General features: G+C 41.3%; 17 protein-coding genes. 11 read left to right on the top strand and 6 right to left on the bottom strand.

Annotated elements, in window-relative coordinates; translation table 11 throughout:
- Positions 1-211: 211 nt before the first annotated feature.
- The 11 genes from EYS05_RS16130 (at position 212) to EYS05_RS16080 (ending at position 10,393) form a co-directional block, all read left to right on the top strand.
- Positions 212-1,654 (top strand): HlyD family efflux transporter periplasmic adaptor subunit, encoded by a 1,443-nt coding sequence (locus tag EYS05_RS16130; protein ID WP_138277548.1) that lies wholly within the window; start codon positions 212-214, stop codon positions 1,652-1,654.
- 19 nt (positions 1,655-1,673) lie between these two features.
- A complete protein-coding gene (locus tag EYS05_RS16125; RefSeq protein ID WP_138277547.1) occupies positions 1,674-2,366 on the top strand; it encodes a YggS family pyridoxal phosphate-dependent enzyme in 693 nt (230 codons plus the stop codon).
- Positions 2,367-2,390: 24 nt separating this feature from the next.
- Positions 2,391-3,044, top strand: a complete 654-nt coding sequence (locus EYS05_RS16120; protein ID WP_138277546.1) for a cell division protein SepF — start codon at positions 2,391-2,393, stop codon at positions 3,042-3,044.
- 4 nt (positions 3,045-3,048) lie between these two features.
- Positions 3,049-3,801: a YlmH family RNA-binding protein gene (locus tag EYS05_RS16115; RefSeq protein ID WP_021652062.1), complete on the top strand. Its 753-nt coding sequence runs from the start codon at positions 3,049-3,051 to the stop codon at positions 3,799-3,801.
- Between the two features lie 20 nt (positions 3,802-3,821).
- Complete coding sequence (gene aroB, locus EYS05_RS16110; RefSeq protein WP_138277545.1) at positions 3,822-4,913, top strand: 3-dehydroquinate synthase; 1,092 nt, start codon at positions 3,822-3,824, stop codon at positions 4,911-4,913.
- Complete coding sequence (lspA, locus tag EYS05_RS16105; protein WP_118624688.1) at positions 4,910-5,446, top strand: signal peptidase II; 537 nt, start codon at positions 4,910-4,912, stop codon at positions 5,444-5,446. The genes aroB and lspA overlap by 4 nt, the downstream gene beginning before the upstream one ends.
- 51 nt (positions 5,447-5,497) lie before the next feature.
- Positions 5,498-6,412, top strand: a complete 915-nt coding sequence (locus EYS05_RS16100; RefSeq protein ID WP_118624686.1) for an RluA family pseudouridine synthase — start codon at positions 5,498-5,500, stop codon at positions 6,410-6,412.
- A gap of 102 nt (positions 6,413-6,514) precedes the next feature.
- Complete coding sequence (locus EYS05_RS16095) at positions 6,515-7,156, top strand: cytidylate kinase-like family protein (RefSeq protein ID WP_021978034.1); 642 nt, start codon at positions 6,515-6,517, stop codon at positions 7,154-7,156.
- 167 nt (positions 7,157-7,323) lie between these two features.
- Entirely contained in the window at positions 7,324-8,751 is a 1,428-nt protein-coding gene (locus EYS05_RS16090) for an AI-2E family transporter (protein ID WP_138277544.1), read from the top strand.
- Positions 8,748-9,197, top strand: coding sequence for a D-aminoacyl-tRNA deacylase (dtd, locus tag EYS05_RS16085; RefSeq protein ID WP_118515445.1), 450 nt, complete (start codon positions 8,748-8,750; stop codon positions 9,195-9,197). The genes EYS05_RS16090 and dtd overlap by 4 nt, the downstream gene beginning before the upstream one ends.
- Before the next feature lie 134 nt (positions 9,198-9,331).
- Positions 9,332-10,393 carry a tyrosine-type recombinase/integrase gene (locus EYS05_RS16080; RefSeq protein ID WP_118369250.1) on the top strand — a complete coding sequence of 354 codons (1,062 nt, stop codon included), beginning with the start codon at positions 9,332-9,334 and terminating at the stop codon, positions 10,391-10,393.
- Between the two features lie 197 nt (positions 10,394-10,590).
- On the opposite strand, the gene EYS05_RS16075 is transcribed toward EYS05_RS16080, so the two are convergent.
- The 6 genes from EYS05_RS16075 to EYS05_RS16050 all read right to left on the bottom strand — a co-directional run bounded on the left by EYS05_RS16075 (position 10,591) and on the right by EYS05_RS16050 (position 15,538).
- Positions 10,591-10,848, bottom strand: a complete 258-nt coding sequence (locus EYS05_RS16075; RefSeq protein WP_118515447.1) for a hypothetical protein — start codon at positions 10,846-10,848, stop codon at positions 10,591-10,593.
- Positions 10,849-11,007: 159 nt separating this feature from the next.
- Positions 11,008-11,838 carry a rhamnulose-1-phosphate aldolase gene (rhaD, locus tag EYS05_RS16070; RefSeq protein ID WP_118624684.1) on the bottom strand — a complete coding sequence of 277 codons (831 nt, stop codon included), beginning with the start codon at positions 11,836-11,838 and terminating at the stop codon, positions 11,008-11,010.
- Between the two features lie 284 nt (positions 11,839-12,122).
- On the bottom strand, positions 12,123-12,995 hold the full coding sequence (locus EYS05_RS16065) for a DegV family protein (RefSeq protein WP_118515451.1): 873 nt from the start codon (positions 12,993-12,995) through the stop codon (positions 12,123-12,125).
- A gap of 23 nt (positions 12,996-13,018) precedes the next feature.
- Positions 13,019-13,660 carry a GNAT family N-acetyltransferase gene (locus EYS05_RS16060; RefSeq protein ID WP_118515453.1) on the bottom strand — a complete coding sequence of 214 codons (642 nt, stop codon included), beginning with the start codon at positions 13,658-13,660 and terminating at the stop codon, positions 13,019-13,021.
- A gap of 199 nt (positions 13,661-13,859) precedes the next feature.
- Positions 13,860-14,870: a sensor histidine kinase gene (locus EYS05_RS16055; RefSeq protein WP_118624680.1), complete on the bottom strand. Its 1,011-nt coding sequence runs from the start codon at positions 14,868-14,870 to the stop codon at positions 13,860-13,862.
- Entirely contained in the window at positions 14,867-15,538 is a 672-nt protein-coding gene (locus tag EYS05_RS16050) for a response regulator transcription factor (RefSeq protein ID WP_118515457.1), read from the bottom strand. The genes EYS05_RS16055 and EYS05_RS16050 overlap by 4 nt, the downstream gene beginning before the upstream one ends.
- Positions 15,539-15,542 lie beyond the last annotated feature (4 nt).

Below are 15,542 nucleotides of genomic sequence, written 5' to 3'. Positions count from 1 at the left end.
TACTTACCTCCCTGGGTTGATTTTATCTGCTGTCGACCATAATATGACAGCATCACGAAATTATATTTTAAATAGTATAACATACTTTTGAAAAAATGGCAAACGGATATTCGGAAAGTATGTTCGCACGTTTTAAAGCTTGTATTCATTTAAATAAAATGTTACAATAAAACGAACTTTAAGAGATGAACGATGTAAAGGAGGCATTCATTTGCCGGACAATAAAGTACATTCCGGAAAAACTCCGGGATTCTTAGCAAAGCTTCGTAAAATTTTTGGTCTGAACATTGGAACTGTAATGTTCGGAGCAATTTTTATCTATATGATCTTTAGTGTGATTCTTTATCTTACAGCTTCTCATATGGAATCTTATCAGGTTCCCTCCGGTCCGTTATCCATGAATGAGACATACACAGGGCTGGCGATCATGACAGAGAACGTAGTGCAGGCAGATGCAGGCGGTTACGTTACATATTACGCAAGGGAAGGTACCAAGATCAATGCCAACGGTGCTGTCTACAGCCTGAACAGCTCAAGATCTGCAGACAATGTAACCTCTCTGAGCAGAGAGGAACTGGCGGATATACGCAGTAATATGCAGAGCTTTTCCAAAGGATTTGATCCCAGCAAATTTAACAGTACCTATAGTTTTAAATATCAGCTCAATGGAAGCATCCTTCAGTATGCTTCAGATAGTTCGGGAGCTTCTTCTGCAAGTACGACGTCTGAAGATGGAGAGGAAGCTACAGTTACAACAATAGCTTCCAGTGATCCGAATATCCGCCGTGCGCAGACAGACGGGGTCATCCTGTATTCTACAGATGGCTACGAAACAAAAACCGTTGATAATGTCACAGCTGCTGATTTTGATCAGAATTCCTATCAGGAAACGGATCTGAAAACAGATGGACAGATAAAGGCCGGAGATGATATTTATACGATCATTACAGATGAACGCTGGAGTCTTTTGATCCCTTTAAGTGAGAAGCAGGCTGCTAATCTGAAGGAGCGTACATCGATCCGCGTCAAGTTTCTGAAAGATGATCTGACGCAGACAGGAGACTTTTCGATCATGGAGATCGATGGGGCTAAATATGGCAAGATCGATTTTAATAAGGGACTGATCCGATATGCGTCAGACCGGTTTCTGGAAATAGAACTTGTCACGAACAATGTGACAGGTTTAAAGATCCCGTTATCTTCTATCGTAACGAAGGAGTTTTATGCAATACCTTCCAAATATCTTACGACGGATGCTGAAACACAGCAATCCGGATTTATGCTTTCCGGCAGAAATAAAAAGGGCAACAGTACGAGAACCTTTGTCAGTGCCGGTATCTATGGCCGTGATGAGATCACAGACAAAGAAACACAGAAAACAAGCTATATTTATTACGTAGACAAGAATAAATTTAAAGAAGGTGATGCTCTTGTTGATCCGGATAGTGGAGAGAAGTTTATCATCGGAGATACAGAAGTTCTGGAGGGAGTTTTCTGTATCAATCAGGGATATGCGGTATTCCGCCGGATTGAGATCCTGGATGAAAATGAGGAATATGCAGTTGTATCAAAGGAAACCTATAATGGGCTTGTCCGATATGACCGTATTGTGAAAAATGCAGATAAAGTAAGTGAACAGGATATACTTTACTAATTAAAGGAGGCTTTATATCATGGTAGCGGAAAATTTGGCACAGGTGCAGAAAAATATTAATGAATCCTGCAATAAAATAAACAGAGATCCGAATGAAGTCACACTGATCGCAGTAAGCAAAACCAAACCGGTGGAGATGCTGAAGGAGGCTTATGATGCCGGAGCACGTGTCTTCGGAGAAAATAAAGTGCAGGAGATTGTAGATAAATATGATCAGATGCCTTCAGATGTCAAATGGCATATGATCGGACATCTTCAGCGTAATAAAGTAAAATATATTGTGGATAAAGTTGCAATGATCCATTCTGTAGATTCGCTTCGCCTGGCCGAGACGATTGAAAAAGAAGCAGCGAAAAAAGCGGTTATCGTCCCGATCCTTATAGAAGTAAATGTAGCGCAGGAAGAAAGTAAATTTGGTCTGAAACCGGAAGAAGTTTTACCGTTTATAGAACAGATCGCAGATTTTTCACACATTCAGATAAATGGGCTCATGACAATTGCTCCCTATGTTGATAATGCAGAGGAAAATCGCGAAATTTTCCGTGAACTTAAGAAATTAAGTGTTGACATTGCTGCTAAAAACATTAATAATGTTACTATGAGTGTTCTGAGCATGGGAATGACCGGAGATTACATGGTTGCCGTGCAGGAGGGCGCTACGATGGTGCGGGTAGGCACTGGTATTTTTGGTGCAAGAAATTACGCATTATAAGACTAATAAGATTGGAGATTTAAAATGGGCGTTTTAGACAAGTTTTTAGATGCCATCAAACTGAACGACGATTATGACGATGACGAATTGTTAGATGATAGACTTCTTGAGGATGAGGACGATTATGACGACGATTTCCTCGATGAAGATGATGATATGGAAGAGAAACCAAAGAAGAAATTTTTTGAGAAATTTTCCAAGAAAAAAAATGACGAGGAAGAGGATTTTCTGGATGATGAGCAGGAAGATGAAACGGTTAAGGTACCTGTTGCCAAGTCATCTGCAAAGACAGCTGCAGCCAAGGCTCCGGCAAGACAGGACCGTATTTCCAGACCGGCATCTTCTTCCAAGATCACCCCGATGCGTACAAGCAAGCGTTCTTCCCAGGCTGCAAATATGGAAGTTTGTGTGATCAAGCCTACAACAATGGAGGAAGCAAGAGAAATTGCAGATACACTGGTCGATAATTCTACTGTTATCCTGAATCTTGAAGGGATCGATGTGGAGCTTGCACAGAGGATCATCGATTTTACTTCCGGTGCATGTTATTCACTTGGAGGAAGCCTTCAGCAGGTGTCCAGCTATATTTTTGTACTTGGACCATATAATGTAGATATTACAGGTGATCTTCAGAATATCCTTGGCGGTTCTGTGCCGTCTGTAAGAGTGGGTTATTAACCTCATGGATAAAGAAGAACTTTTTGTTAAGAGAATCCGTGAACTGGCAAATCTGGCCTATCAGAGAGATATTACCACATTTACGGATTTTCTTAATTTAAATGAACGGAATATTTTAAACAGTCAGAATTTTCATAAGCTGGGTGTTACAGCGGAAGGTTTTGGCGGATACGAGAATGCAGAGCGTCAGATGGTAGCCTTTCATCCTGATGCTCTTGCTTTTACATGGGATTATCCCATTGATTGTATCCGGCTCGAGCCAAAAGCAGTGAAATTTTCAGAAGATCTGACACATCGGGATTATTTGGGAGCGATCCTGAATCTTGGAGTTGACAGGAGTGTTGTTGGGGATATTCTTATAGAAGATCATACTGCGAGCTTTTTCTGTCTGCGTCAGATGACAGATTTTTTTCTGGAGAATCTGTGCCGTGTAAGACATACTACAGTTGTGGCGTCGAAGATAGAAGATCCGGGTGATCTTCCGAGACCGGAACTGAAACCAGTTAGTGGAACCTGTGCGTCCGTACGCCTGGATTCTCTGATCGCACTGGCTTTTGGAACTTCCAGAAGCAGTATTGTGCATTGTATTGAAGAAGGACTTGTTTTTGTAAATGGAAAACTGATCACATCCAATGGTTATGAGCCCAAAGAGGGAGACATCATATCCGTTCGGAAAAAGGGACGTTTTATTTATGATGGAGTATCCCGTCAGACAAAAAAAGGACGTCTTGGGGTACGGATTCTGCTTTATATCTGAACAGCTAGGAGGAAAACGCAATGACAGCATCAAAATTACTTGTAAAACGAGAAGGTGATTTTCATTATCCCATCTGTTTTGAAGAAGATTTTTCTAATCTGGCACAGGTTATGAAGGAAGAGGGATTTGTCGACAGAAAAATCTGCATTGTGACAGATTCTAATGTGGGACCACTGTATGAAGAATCTGTAAGGCAGGTTTTAAGTGAGGTAAGTTCTGATATTTCTGTGTTCACCTTTGAGGCAGGAGAAAAAAACAAAAACCTTAATACTGTTTCGGCATTGTATCAGGTTCTGATCAAAAATGGTCTTGATCGAAAAAGTCTGCTTGTTGCATTAGGCGGTGGTGTGGTAGGCGACCTTACCGGATTTGGTGCAGCAACTTATCTCAGGGGGATTGACTTCATTCAGGTACCGACAACACTGCTTGCACAGGTAGACAGCAGTGTGGGTGGAAAAACCGGTGTAGATTTTCAGCAGTACAAAAACATGGTAGGAGCTTTTCACCAGCCACGTCTTGTTTATATGAACCTAAGCACTCTTTCTTCACTTCCGGCAGAACAGTTTGCCTGCGGAATGGGTGAGATTTTAAAAACAGGACTGATTTGTGATGGAGATTTTTTCCGCTATGTATGCTGTGAACAGAAAGAGATCAAAAAGCTGGACATGAAACAGATTGCCAGAATGGTACGCAGGTGCTGTGAGATCAAAGCCGGCGTTGTGGAGCGTGATCCAAAGGAACAGGGCGAGCGTGCACTTCTTAACCTGGGACATACTGTGGGGCATGCAGTAGAAAAACTTAAGAATTTCACCCTGCTCCACGGACAGTGTGTAGGAGTCGGATTGGTAGCTGCGGCATATCTTTCCATGAAACGAGGACTTCTGACCAGAGAAGAATATCAGGAAATCTGTCAGGGATGTTCGGATTACGATCTTCCGGTGCATGTAGAGGGCCTTATCCCGGAAGAAGTTCTTTCCGCAACAAAGAAAGATAAAAAAATGGAACAGGGACATATCAGGTTTATCCTGATGGATGGTATCGGAAAAAGCTTTATCGACAAAACAGTTACCGATGAAGAACTGCTTTCCTGTATTCAGGAGATAACTCTATGATCAGTCGTGTTAACCATCATCAGAAAATGTCTTTTAGTAAGTGTATGTCGGGGGACATTTTTTTACTGATCTTACTCGTGGCTGCAGATCAGGGAGCAAAATGGCTGTCATATCTGTATCTGAAAGGACAACCATCTGTTTCGCTGATTTCCGGCATACTTGAACTTCATTATCTCTATCCTGAAAACAAGGGAATCGCGTTTGGAATGTTTCAGGGAAGTGTATTCTTTTTTGCCATTGTGAGTGTGCTGTTTCTGGGAGTGATCCTCTATGCATGGATCCGTATTCCGAAAGAGCGGTTTTATCTGCCTTTGCTCACCATTGCTACAGTACTTGCAGCCGGTGCACTGGGAAATTTTATTGATCGTTTTTTCAGAGGATATGTGATCGATTTTATCTATTTTTCCCTGATCGATTTTCCGGTATTTAATCTTGCGGATGTTTATGTAGTTGTAAGTGGAATTTTTCTGATCCTGTTTGTGTGCACGAAATACAGGGATGATGATTTTGCGTTTCTGAATATCAAACAGTAATTCGGGCAGAGAGACATATAATGCATTTGTCTGTTCTTGTAGGAGATATAAATGGAAATATATGATTATACAGTAGAAAAAGAAGAATCAGGTATACGAATCGACCGCTATCTTGCTGAGAAAGACAGCGGTCTTTCCAGGTCTTTCCTCCAGAAACTTCTGAAAGAAGGACAGATTACCGTGGGCGAGAAAGCTGCCAAATCTAATTATAAGGTTCGTGAAAATGACAGGATCCATCTGGAGATCCCGGATTCCAGTGAGCCGGATATCATTCCGGAGGACATTCCGCTGGATATTCTTTACGAGGATGAAGATGTACTGATTGTTAATAAGCCCAAAGGGATGGTTGTACATCCAGCAGCCGGGCATTATCAGGGGACACTGGTCAATGCAGTTATGGCACATTGTGGTGACAGCCTTTCCGGTATTAACGGAGTGATGCGGCCCGGAATTGTCCACAGAATTGATAAGGATACCACCGGAGCGCTGTTGGTATGCAAAAATGATATTGCTCACCGGGATCTGGCAGAACAGCTGAAATGTCACAGTATCCGCAGACGCTACCGGGCAGTTGTGCAGGGAAATCTGAAAGAGGATGAGGGAACAATAGAGGGACCTATTGGACGGCATCCGACAGATCGTAAAAAAATGGCCATCAATCATAAAAATGGTAAAGATGCAATAACACATTATAAAGTGCTGGAACGTTTTGGCGAGGCCACGTATGTGGAATGTCGGCTTGAAACAGGGCGTACCCACCAGATTCGTGTGCACATGGCCAGTATCGGACATCCGCTTCTTGGGGACACGGTGTATGGTTCATCCAGAAATCCTTATCATCTGGAGGGACAGGCACTTCATGCAATGATTCTTGGATTTGTTCATCCACGTACCGGTGAATATATGGAATTTACAGCCCCACTTCCGGAATATTTTGTTAAATTGCTGATAAAATTGCGAAAATAGCTGGAAAACACGTGAAATATATTGTATAATAACTATATTAAAGAGGAAGCAGAGTTAATATTTACAAATTCGCTGAATCTGGACAGAAAGGATGTGGCTGTTATGAGTAACAATACAACAAGTTCTATTATTACTATCGGTCGTAAATATGGCAGCGCCGGAAGGCAGATCGGCCAGGAAGTTGCTAAATATTTTGGAATCAAATGCTATGATAAAGAGCTGCTGGAGCACGCAGCCAATGACAGTGGGATCTGCAAGGAGCTGTTTGAGCATCATGATGAGAAGCCAACAAACAGTTTTCTTTATTCTCTTGTGATGGATACTTATTCATTTGGGTATTCCTCAGCCGGATTTACAGACATGCCTATGAACCATAAGATTTTTCTTGCACAGTTTGAGGCAATCAAGAAGCTGGCTTCAGAAGGTCCTTGTGTAATGGTCGGCAGATGTGCGGATTATGCACTTGCAGATAATCCGGATTGTTTCAGTGTATTTGTTCATGCAAACCTTGACTGGCGTATCAACCGTATTTCTCAGAAATACAATAAAAATGCTAAAGAGGCCAAGGACATGATCAACAAAACAGACAAAAGCCGTTCCAGCTACTATAATTATTACACCAACAAGAAATGGGGATCTGCGGACAGCTATAATCTTTGTCTGGATAGCAGCAAGCTTGGCATTGATGGAACTGCGAAGGCAATTATCGAAGCCATTCACATTTATGACAGCCTGAAAAAATAAACATCAGATTTCAGACACCCTGCCATTTTTTATGGCAGGGTGTTTCAGCATTATAGGATAATTCTGCCTGCAGAATTATCCTATAAGTTATTAAAAGGAATGTTTATGTTTTTTTTAGACACAAACCAGAGATGCTATGTTATAATCACATGGTGGAGGAAATTACTATGAAAATTCGTTGGAACCATCGCTATGTGCAGTTAGGTGTGACTGCATTTCTGGTTATTGCTGCCAGTATTTTATTTTATTATGGGATTTTCCATATGAAATCTCTGATCACCGGAATTAAAACATTTTTCGGTATTATGGCGCCGATCATTTACGGAGCTGCCATAGCATATCTGCTAACTCCCATTGTTAATTTTCTGGAGCGGAAGATCATTTTTCCGATTTTTGAAAAAAGGAATAAAACACTTCAGAAAAAGGGGAGGAAAGTAGTACGCTGGATCTGTGTGATCCTTTCTGTATTTTTTATGTTTCTGGTCATTTATGCCCTTGTCATGATGATCCTTCCTCAATTGATTCGAAGCATCATGAATATTATCTACAGTTTTCCTCATTATGTAAGTGTAGTGGAAAAATGGTTAAACTCCGTCGTGGAAAAGGGATGGAAACTGAATCCGGATATGATCAGTCAGATCAATCAGTATTCCAGCAGATTACAGGAGTATTTGACAAATACGATCCTTCCCCAGATGCAGTTTATGATGAAAAATATATCTGCGAGCTTTCTGGATCTTCTTGTTTTTCTGAAGAATTTCCTTATTGGAGCGATCGTATCTCTTTATATATTGGCGGATAAAGAGGGGTTTATTGCCAAGGCAAAAATGGCGGTCTATGCAGCACTTCCAACCAAATGGGCAACTTTTCTTGTTCATTCCATGCGTTTTACGCATAAAACTTTTGGTGGATTTATCAGCGGAAAGATCCTGGATTCTGCAATTATCGGTGTATTGTGTTATGTTGGAACATCGATAATTGGAACTCCATATGCGATTCTGGTCAGTGTGATCGTCGGTGTTACAAATGTTATTCCGTTTTTCGGTCCATATCTGGGAGCAGTTCCATGTATTCTTCTTATTTTGCTGGTAGATCCCATTCAGAGTTTGTATTTCCTGATCTTTATTCTGATCCTTCAGCAGTTTGACGGAAATATTCTTGGACCAAAGATCCTGGGTGAGTCGACCGGACTGTCCAGCTTTATGGTTATTGTTGCAATCATGGTCGGTGGTGGTTTATTTGGAGTTCCGGGAATGATCGTTGGAGTTCCGGTATTTGCTGTGCTGAATGCTGCCGTATGGAAGCTGATCGGACGTAGTCTTGATGAAAAAGATATGTCTGCAGATGCTGAGTTTTATAGAGATATTGACTGTGTAGATCCTGTTTCCGGAAAGGTTCTGCCAATGCCGGTGAAAAAAAACGTATCAAAAGCACAGGAAGTTACAGTAAAAGCGGAAAAAAACAGAATCTGGTCCGGGGCTTGGGATGAAATTAAACGAATGTTTACATTTTTAGTTAAATTTATTCAGGCGAAATATGTAGGTTTTCGACTGAAGCAGAAAAACAGACGGAGACGGAGGAAGAACAGGTTATGAAGTTTGTAATTCAGCGTGTAAATCATGCAGAAGTCAAAGTAGACGGAGAAATTGTCGGAAAAATCGGAAAGGGTTTTCTTGTTCTGATCGGTGTTGGCCGTGAGGATACCAGGGAGGATGCAGATTGGTATCTGAAAAAGCTTCTGGGACTTCGTATTTTTGAGGATGAAAATGGAAAGACCAATTTGTCTCTGGCAGATGTAAACGGGGAATTGCTTTTGGTTTCACAGTTTACCTTATATGCAAACTGTCGTAAGGGAAACCGTCCAAGCTTTATAGAAGCCGGTGCACCGGATGAAGCAAATAAATTATATGAGTATATTATTTCGGAAGCCAGTAAACAGGTTCCGGTTGTGGAACATGGAATCTTTGGTGCAGATATGAAAGTATCTCTGGAAAATGACGGGCCGTTCACCGTTATTTTTGATGAAAATCTACGGAAGTAGCCGTTTACACTACCAATCTATTTGAAAAACTCGGGTTTGTCGTATAGATATAGATGGGTGCAAAACCACTTCTTTTAACAGGTGTTTCAGGTATTTCCTGCAAATTATGTAAATTTATATATTAAGGAGTTTTTATGGATAACAAAATTACTTACCACGAACAAAATGACATTGACAATACTTTAAAACTCCGTGAGGTTTTAAAAACGCTTCCGCCATTTTGCAGGGATTATTTCCGGGCTATTGATGCAACGACTACAACCAAGACCAGAATTTCCTATGCATATGATATTCGTATATTTTTTCAGTTTCTGTTAGATCAGAATCCAATGTTTAAAGACAAAAATATGTCGGATTTTACAGTTGATGTTCTGGATCAGATCAAAGCTGTTGATCTTGAGGAATATGAAGAATTTCTCAAAGTTTATAAATCCGCCGACTCTTCCAAAACGGAAACAAATGGTGAACGTGGCGTCAAACGAAAAATTTCTGCTTTAAGAAGTTTTTATGCTTACTATTATAAACATGAAATGATCACCACCAACCCGTCTGTTCTGATCGATGTGCCAAAGATTCATGAAAAGAATATTATTCGTCTGGATACAGATGAGGTTGCCATGCTGCTGGATTATATTGAGCATTGCGGAGATACGCTGACCGGGCAGAAACGGATGTACCACGAAAAAACGAAGGACAGAGATCTTGCTATTGTTACTCTCCTTCTTGGTACCGGGATCCGAGTATCCGAATGCGTCGGACTGGATGTTGAGGATGTAGATTTCAAAAACAATGGAATCAAAGTTACCCGGAAAGGTGGAAATGAAATGGTTGTATACTTTGGTCCTGAAGTAGAAAAAGCGTTGAAGAAATATCTGGAAGTCAGGGAGAATATTACACCTCTGGCAGGCCATGAGCACGCTCTCTTCTATTCTACCCAGCGTCGCCGGATCGGTGTTCAGGCTATCGAGAATCTGGTTAAAAAATATGCCAGAGAGATCACAACTACAAAAAAGATCACCCCGCATAAGCTTCGCAGCACCTATGGTACTGCCCTGTACCAGGAAACCGGTGATATTTACCTTGTAGCGGATGTTTTGGGACATAAGGATGTCAATACTACCAAGAAGCATTATGCGGCTCTGGATGATGCCAGACGGCGTCAGGCGGCCAAGGCAGTACGTCTTCGCGAGGACTGATATTTGGTATTGTTGGCATTGAGAAGCAGCTGTTTGGTAAAGAGCTATATAGTGAACCAGATGCTTTTATGTGCTTCCCTGTGTATGACATATAAAGATATAAAGAAATGGAGTTGATTTACATAATTATTATTACGTAAACCAACTCCCTCTTTTGTATTATATTCAATTTATATCCATACTCAAAACCGGTAGCATTATTTGTCAAAATCTGTCTCGAATATACCTTCCGGAGTACGCATGGTAAGAACACCCAGATTAAATTCACTGTCCATAATTGTGATATGATATTCAAAGATCACATCATCATCAAACTTGGAAAGCAGCACATAGCTTCCGTTCTCTTTCCCATCGATCTGATCGCAGATGTCATCGTAAACTTCCTCTCCGGAAATCTTTCGCGGGTATCCGCTTGCCTTGATCTTCTCTTCGATCGCTTTATATAATTCTTCCATACCTTATCCATATCCTTTCTGATATTAATTTGCTGATAAATCAGATATGTTTTTATCATACCAGATTTATCAGCAAAAATCAGCAAATATTTGGTTGTTTCCGATAAAGTTTCAGATAGGAGTACAGTTATATGATATAAAACTGTGTAGCCGAAGAATTTATTTCTTCTCGTAGAGGAATTCTTCCGGCAGAGTTACTTTGAAATCCTTTGCAAGGGCGCGGAAGTCATTCGGTGTGATAGTCTGCAGCTTCTGTGGAGCCATAGATAAGATCTTAACCAGGATCTCTGCGGATTTTTCAACGGTATGAAGAAGTCCGAAGGTCAGGTCGAAATCTTCGCCTGAGCAGAACATACCATGATGCGCCCAGATAACAACATCATATTTTTTCATCAGTTCAGCGGTTTTGATCGCGATTTCTCTTCCGCCTGGAACCATCCATCCGATGACACCTACACCATCCGGGAATACTACCGGACACTCAGTTGCAGATTCCCAGAGTTCACGGGTAAATACCTTGTCATCCAGGGGAAGAACGAAGGTAAGTGCAATGGTATTGGTGGTATGTGCATGGTAAATAACACGATGTTTACCGTTGGTAAGTTTTTTCTTTACTTCATGGTTCATAAGATGTGTCGGAAGCTCGCTGGTCGGTCTTCCGCCCTCTACAAGACCCCAGCGGATACGGTAATTGGTTCCTGTCTCGTCAAGCTCAATGATCGCAAGACACACTTCCGGGTCAACGATGATATTACGGAAATATTTACCGCTTCCTGTTACCAGAAAAAATTCGCCTGCAAGTCCCGGAACTTCAACACCGATGGGGGTCCATTCTCCGGGTGCGTTCAGTCGTGGGCGGATCATTTCCACTTCTTCTGATTTCAGACGATAGCTTAAGTTTCCGCCGTTTCTTTCATGCCATCCCTGCTTATATCCATCATCTGCCATTTTGATAAAGCCCTGTACGAATTTAGACTCAAGAATTTTCATAATATATTTCCTCCGTGTTCTGTGTGGTTTGTTGTTGAATTGCAATTGTTTTAATATGGTTTTTTGTTGTTTGTGACTTTATTATATGACTGTTGATGTGGATTGTAAAGAGAAATTTGAAAAAAATATCAACAAATCCACATGTGAAGTATAAAAAACAATGTAAATATTCAACAAACCACATATGCGACAGATATAAAAGAACAGAGAACACAAGCGAGCAATGGTAATATTATGTGATTTAAATGTAGTTTAATGTTGTCTTATAAGGTATTGAGTCCTTTTTATAAAGGCATGCAGGAACATCCGATTCCCAGCCCATCCGGGCCAATATGGCAGGAAAGTCCAAGTGAAAGATCGTCACACATCACATCCATTCCCGGAAAGCTTTCCCGGATCTGTGAGATCCAGTCTGCGGTAACTTCCGCAGTGCTGCTGGATGCAGCCATAAGATATACTTTTCCGGCATCATATTCTTTTTTGAAAGTTGTTTCCAATTCTCTGTGCATAGCATCGATCATGGCTTTTCTTGATTTTTTCATGCCTCTGCATTTCTGGAAAACATCCAGTTTACCGGTCCCAAATTTCATAACCGGTTTGATATTGAGAAGACTTGCGGCCAGTGCTGTGGTGGTATTGATACGGCCTCCCTTTTTCAGATATTCCAGTGTGCTTAATCCGACATAGATCACGGTTTTTTCACGGGAAGCTTCCAGAATATCCTTGATCTGCTGTGCTGTATATCCATCTTCCACCAGGTCTATCGCATCCAGAATGGAACGGTGAAGGGGTGTGGAAACACGCCCGTTATTTACCACAAACACCTTGTTTTCGTATTTTGGTTCCTGAGACAAGGCGGCAGCAGTCATGCAGGAACCGCTTAAACTACTGCTCAACGGAATGTAGAGGATCTGATCATAGGATAAAAGCATTTCGTCCCACATTTCCATAACTTCCTGTGGGGAAGGCTGTGAAGTTGAAACATCTGCTCCTTCACGTAGCTTTTCATAAAATCCTTTTCTGGAAAAATCCAGGTCTTCATGAAACAGTTCTCCATTCAGATAAAAAGGCATAGGAAGGACATGAATATCCAGTTCCTCTGCTTCTTGTTTTAAAATGCCACTGTGGCTGTCAGCCATGATTCCAATTTTTTTCATTTTCCATTTATCTCCTGCGTAATTCATGAATGTGTTTCGCAATGCGGTTCTTTTTTATAAAGAGCTACACTTTCTCGGAAACGTTTTTTGTTCAGCTCCCGCATCTGGGAAACCTCGTTTTTCTTTATGAAACCATGACTTTCCATAAATGTTCTTTGATCCAGCTGGTCCATATATATGGAATAATCCGTATCCTTCTCTGTTGAAATCTGTTTGAGAAGCCCGGTACCGATTCCGTTTCTGCGGTAATCTTTGCTTACATAAAGAAAGAGGATATTTCCGGGAGTCGGTTTCTCCGGGGAAACAGTCAATTGTTTTTTCATATCCTGAAGTTTGTTAAAATGCTCCAGATTCTTCCTGCCTTCCTTAGTAAATTTCAGGCGCAGGAAATGATAGCCTTTTTTCATACGGAAAACCGGGGCAAAATGGCCATGAGAGTCTTTACCGGTAATGAGCACCCCAACTACCTGATCACGGTAGGTTGCCACGGTAACGATATCTCTGTATATCATATAGGTGTAAAAGAAAAGTCTGGTCAGACGTTTTTCGGTATGTGTTTCTTCAAACTCCCAGCGGTCTTTATAGTTTCTTCGGATAAATTCCCGGATCATTGAAAAATCTTCCTTTTCTGCTTTCCGGTAGGCAGGTGCTTTTTTTAATAACATATTCCATATCTCCTGTATTTTTTCATAAATAACTATTCTATACTTTAAAAGATGATCTGCAACTTAACATCAACTGTTTCTCAACAATTGTTGAAGTTTATGAAAAAGTTTATATAAAATAAAAAACAACGGAAGAACCTCATGAAAAATAAGGTGTCCGCTGTTTTTTGGGTTTATGGATATGTGTAAAGTATTTGTTTTACAGTATAACAGTAAAACGACAGCCGCTTCCGGGAATATTTTCCACGGAAACGGTTCCCTTGCACAGGTTCAGAATCTGTTTTACAAGGGCAAGTCCAAGACCGTTTCCTTCCTGTTTATGGGAACTGTCGCCCTGGTAAAATTTGTCAAAAATATGTTTCATGGAGTATTCACTGATCTGGGGGCCTTCGTTTTCTATGGAAAAACGGATCTTTTCTCCTTCCGGCATCATCCGGATATAGATCGTACCACCACAGGGACTGAATTTGATAGCATTGGAAATCAGATTGTCCCATACATGACAGATGAGATTTTCGTTTCCAAGATACTCCACATCCATCATGTCCACATCAAATTCAATTTCTTTTTCTGACCATTTCGGTTCCATCATAACAATGGATTGTCGGATCTGTTCATCCAGACGGTACCAATTCTGACGGGTCTGGATCGACTGGTGTTCGATTTTGGACAGCAGCAGGATATTTCCTGCCAGGTGGGAAAGCCTTCTGGTGTTAAAAAGGATTTTGTTGATGTACTGCTCCTGCTCTTCTGATATAGGCATGTCATCATCCTGCAGCAGAGTTGCATAACCCTCGATGGCACTGATGGGAGTTTTAAATTCGTGGGAAACATTGGAAACAAAGTCTGTCTGCAGAATCTCCGTTGCTTCCAGTTCCTGGACCATCAGATTGAAATTAGAATAAATATCCCGGATTTCCTTCATTTGCTTTTCAGTTTCCAGTCGGACGGAAAAATCGCCTTCTGCAACCTGTTGCATGGCTTTTTTCAGCTTTAGTACAGGCCCGAAATACCGGATACTGAGGAAGTTGTTAAGGACACCCCCTGCGGCCACGCTGGCCAGGATGATCCATACGATGTTCGGAACGTCTGAAATATGCAGCACATCCATAACGAGCCAGGATATCAGAGATACACAGACAAGCTCCGACATGATCATAAAGATAAAACGTAAACGAATGCTTAAATTTATGAAGGGTTTCTTTTTCATGCCTTTATCACCTTATATCCGACTCCACGGATCGTCATGATCTTAAAATCCGGATTATCGCGGAAGCGTTCCCGAAGCCTTCCGATGTGGACATCTACTGTGTGGGCATCACTTGCGGAATCATATCCCCAGATATCGTCCATAAGCTGTTGCCGGGTAAAGATTTTTCCCGGAAAGGAAACCATCTTATATAAGAGCATGAATTCTTTCTGAGGAAGTACCATACTTTCCGAGGAGGTGGATACCGTCAGGGAATCGCACTCCAAAATGGTATCTCCGATTCGCTGTTTCCGCTCATTGATCATCTGTGCTCTGCGGAGAAGTGCACCTACCCGCAAAACCAGTTCATTGATATTGACCGGTTTCACCATATAATCATCGGTACCGGACAGAAATCCCATACGCATATCATCAAAAGCATCTTTGGCAGTGACCATAAGTACAGGAATGGAATCTCCGGCATCTCTGAGTGAGCGGACCAGTTCATAGCCATCCATATTGGGCATCATTATGTCTGAAATGATCAGATCGTAGTAATCTTTTTCCAGGGCATCCAGCGCTTCCTGCCCGTCAGAGACTCCTTTTACTGTATAACCGTTTTTTAAGAGGACATGCTGGAAAAGCTGGCGGAGTTCCCGGTCATCTTCCGCAATGAGAATTTTAAACATTTTT

Source organism: Blautia sp. SC05B48 (genome assembly GCF_005848555.1).
GTDB lineage: Bacteria > Bacillota > Clostridia > Lachnospirales > Lachnospiraceae > Blautia_A.
Note: the sequence above shows the minus strand (reverse complement) of the source record. Positions and strands in the feature narration are given on the sequence as shown.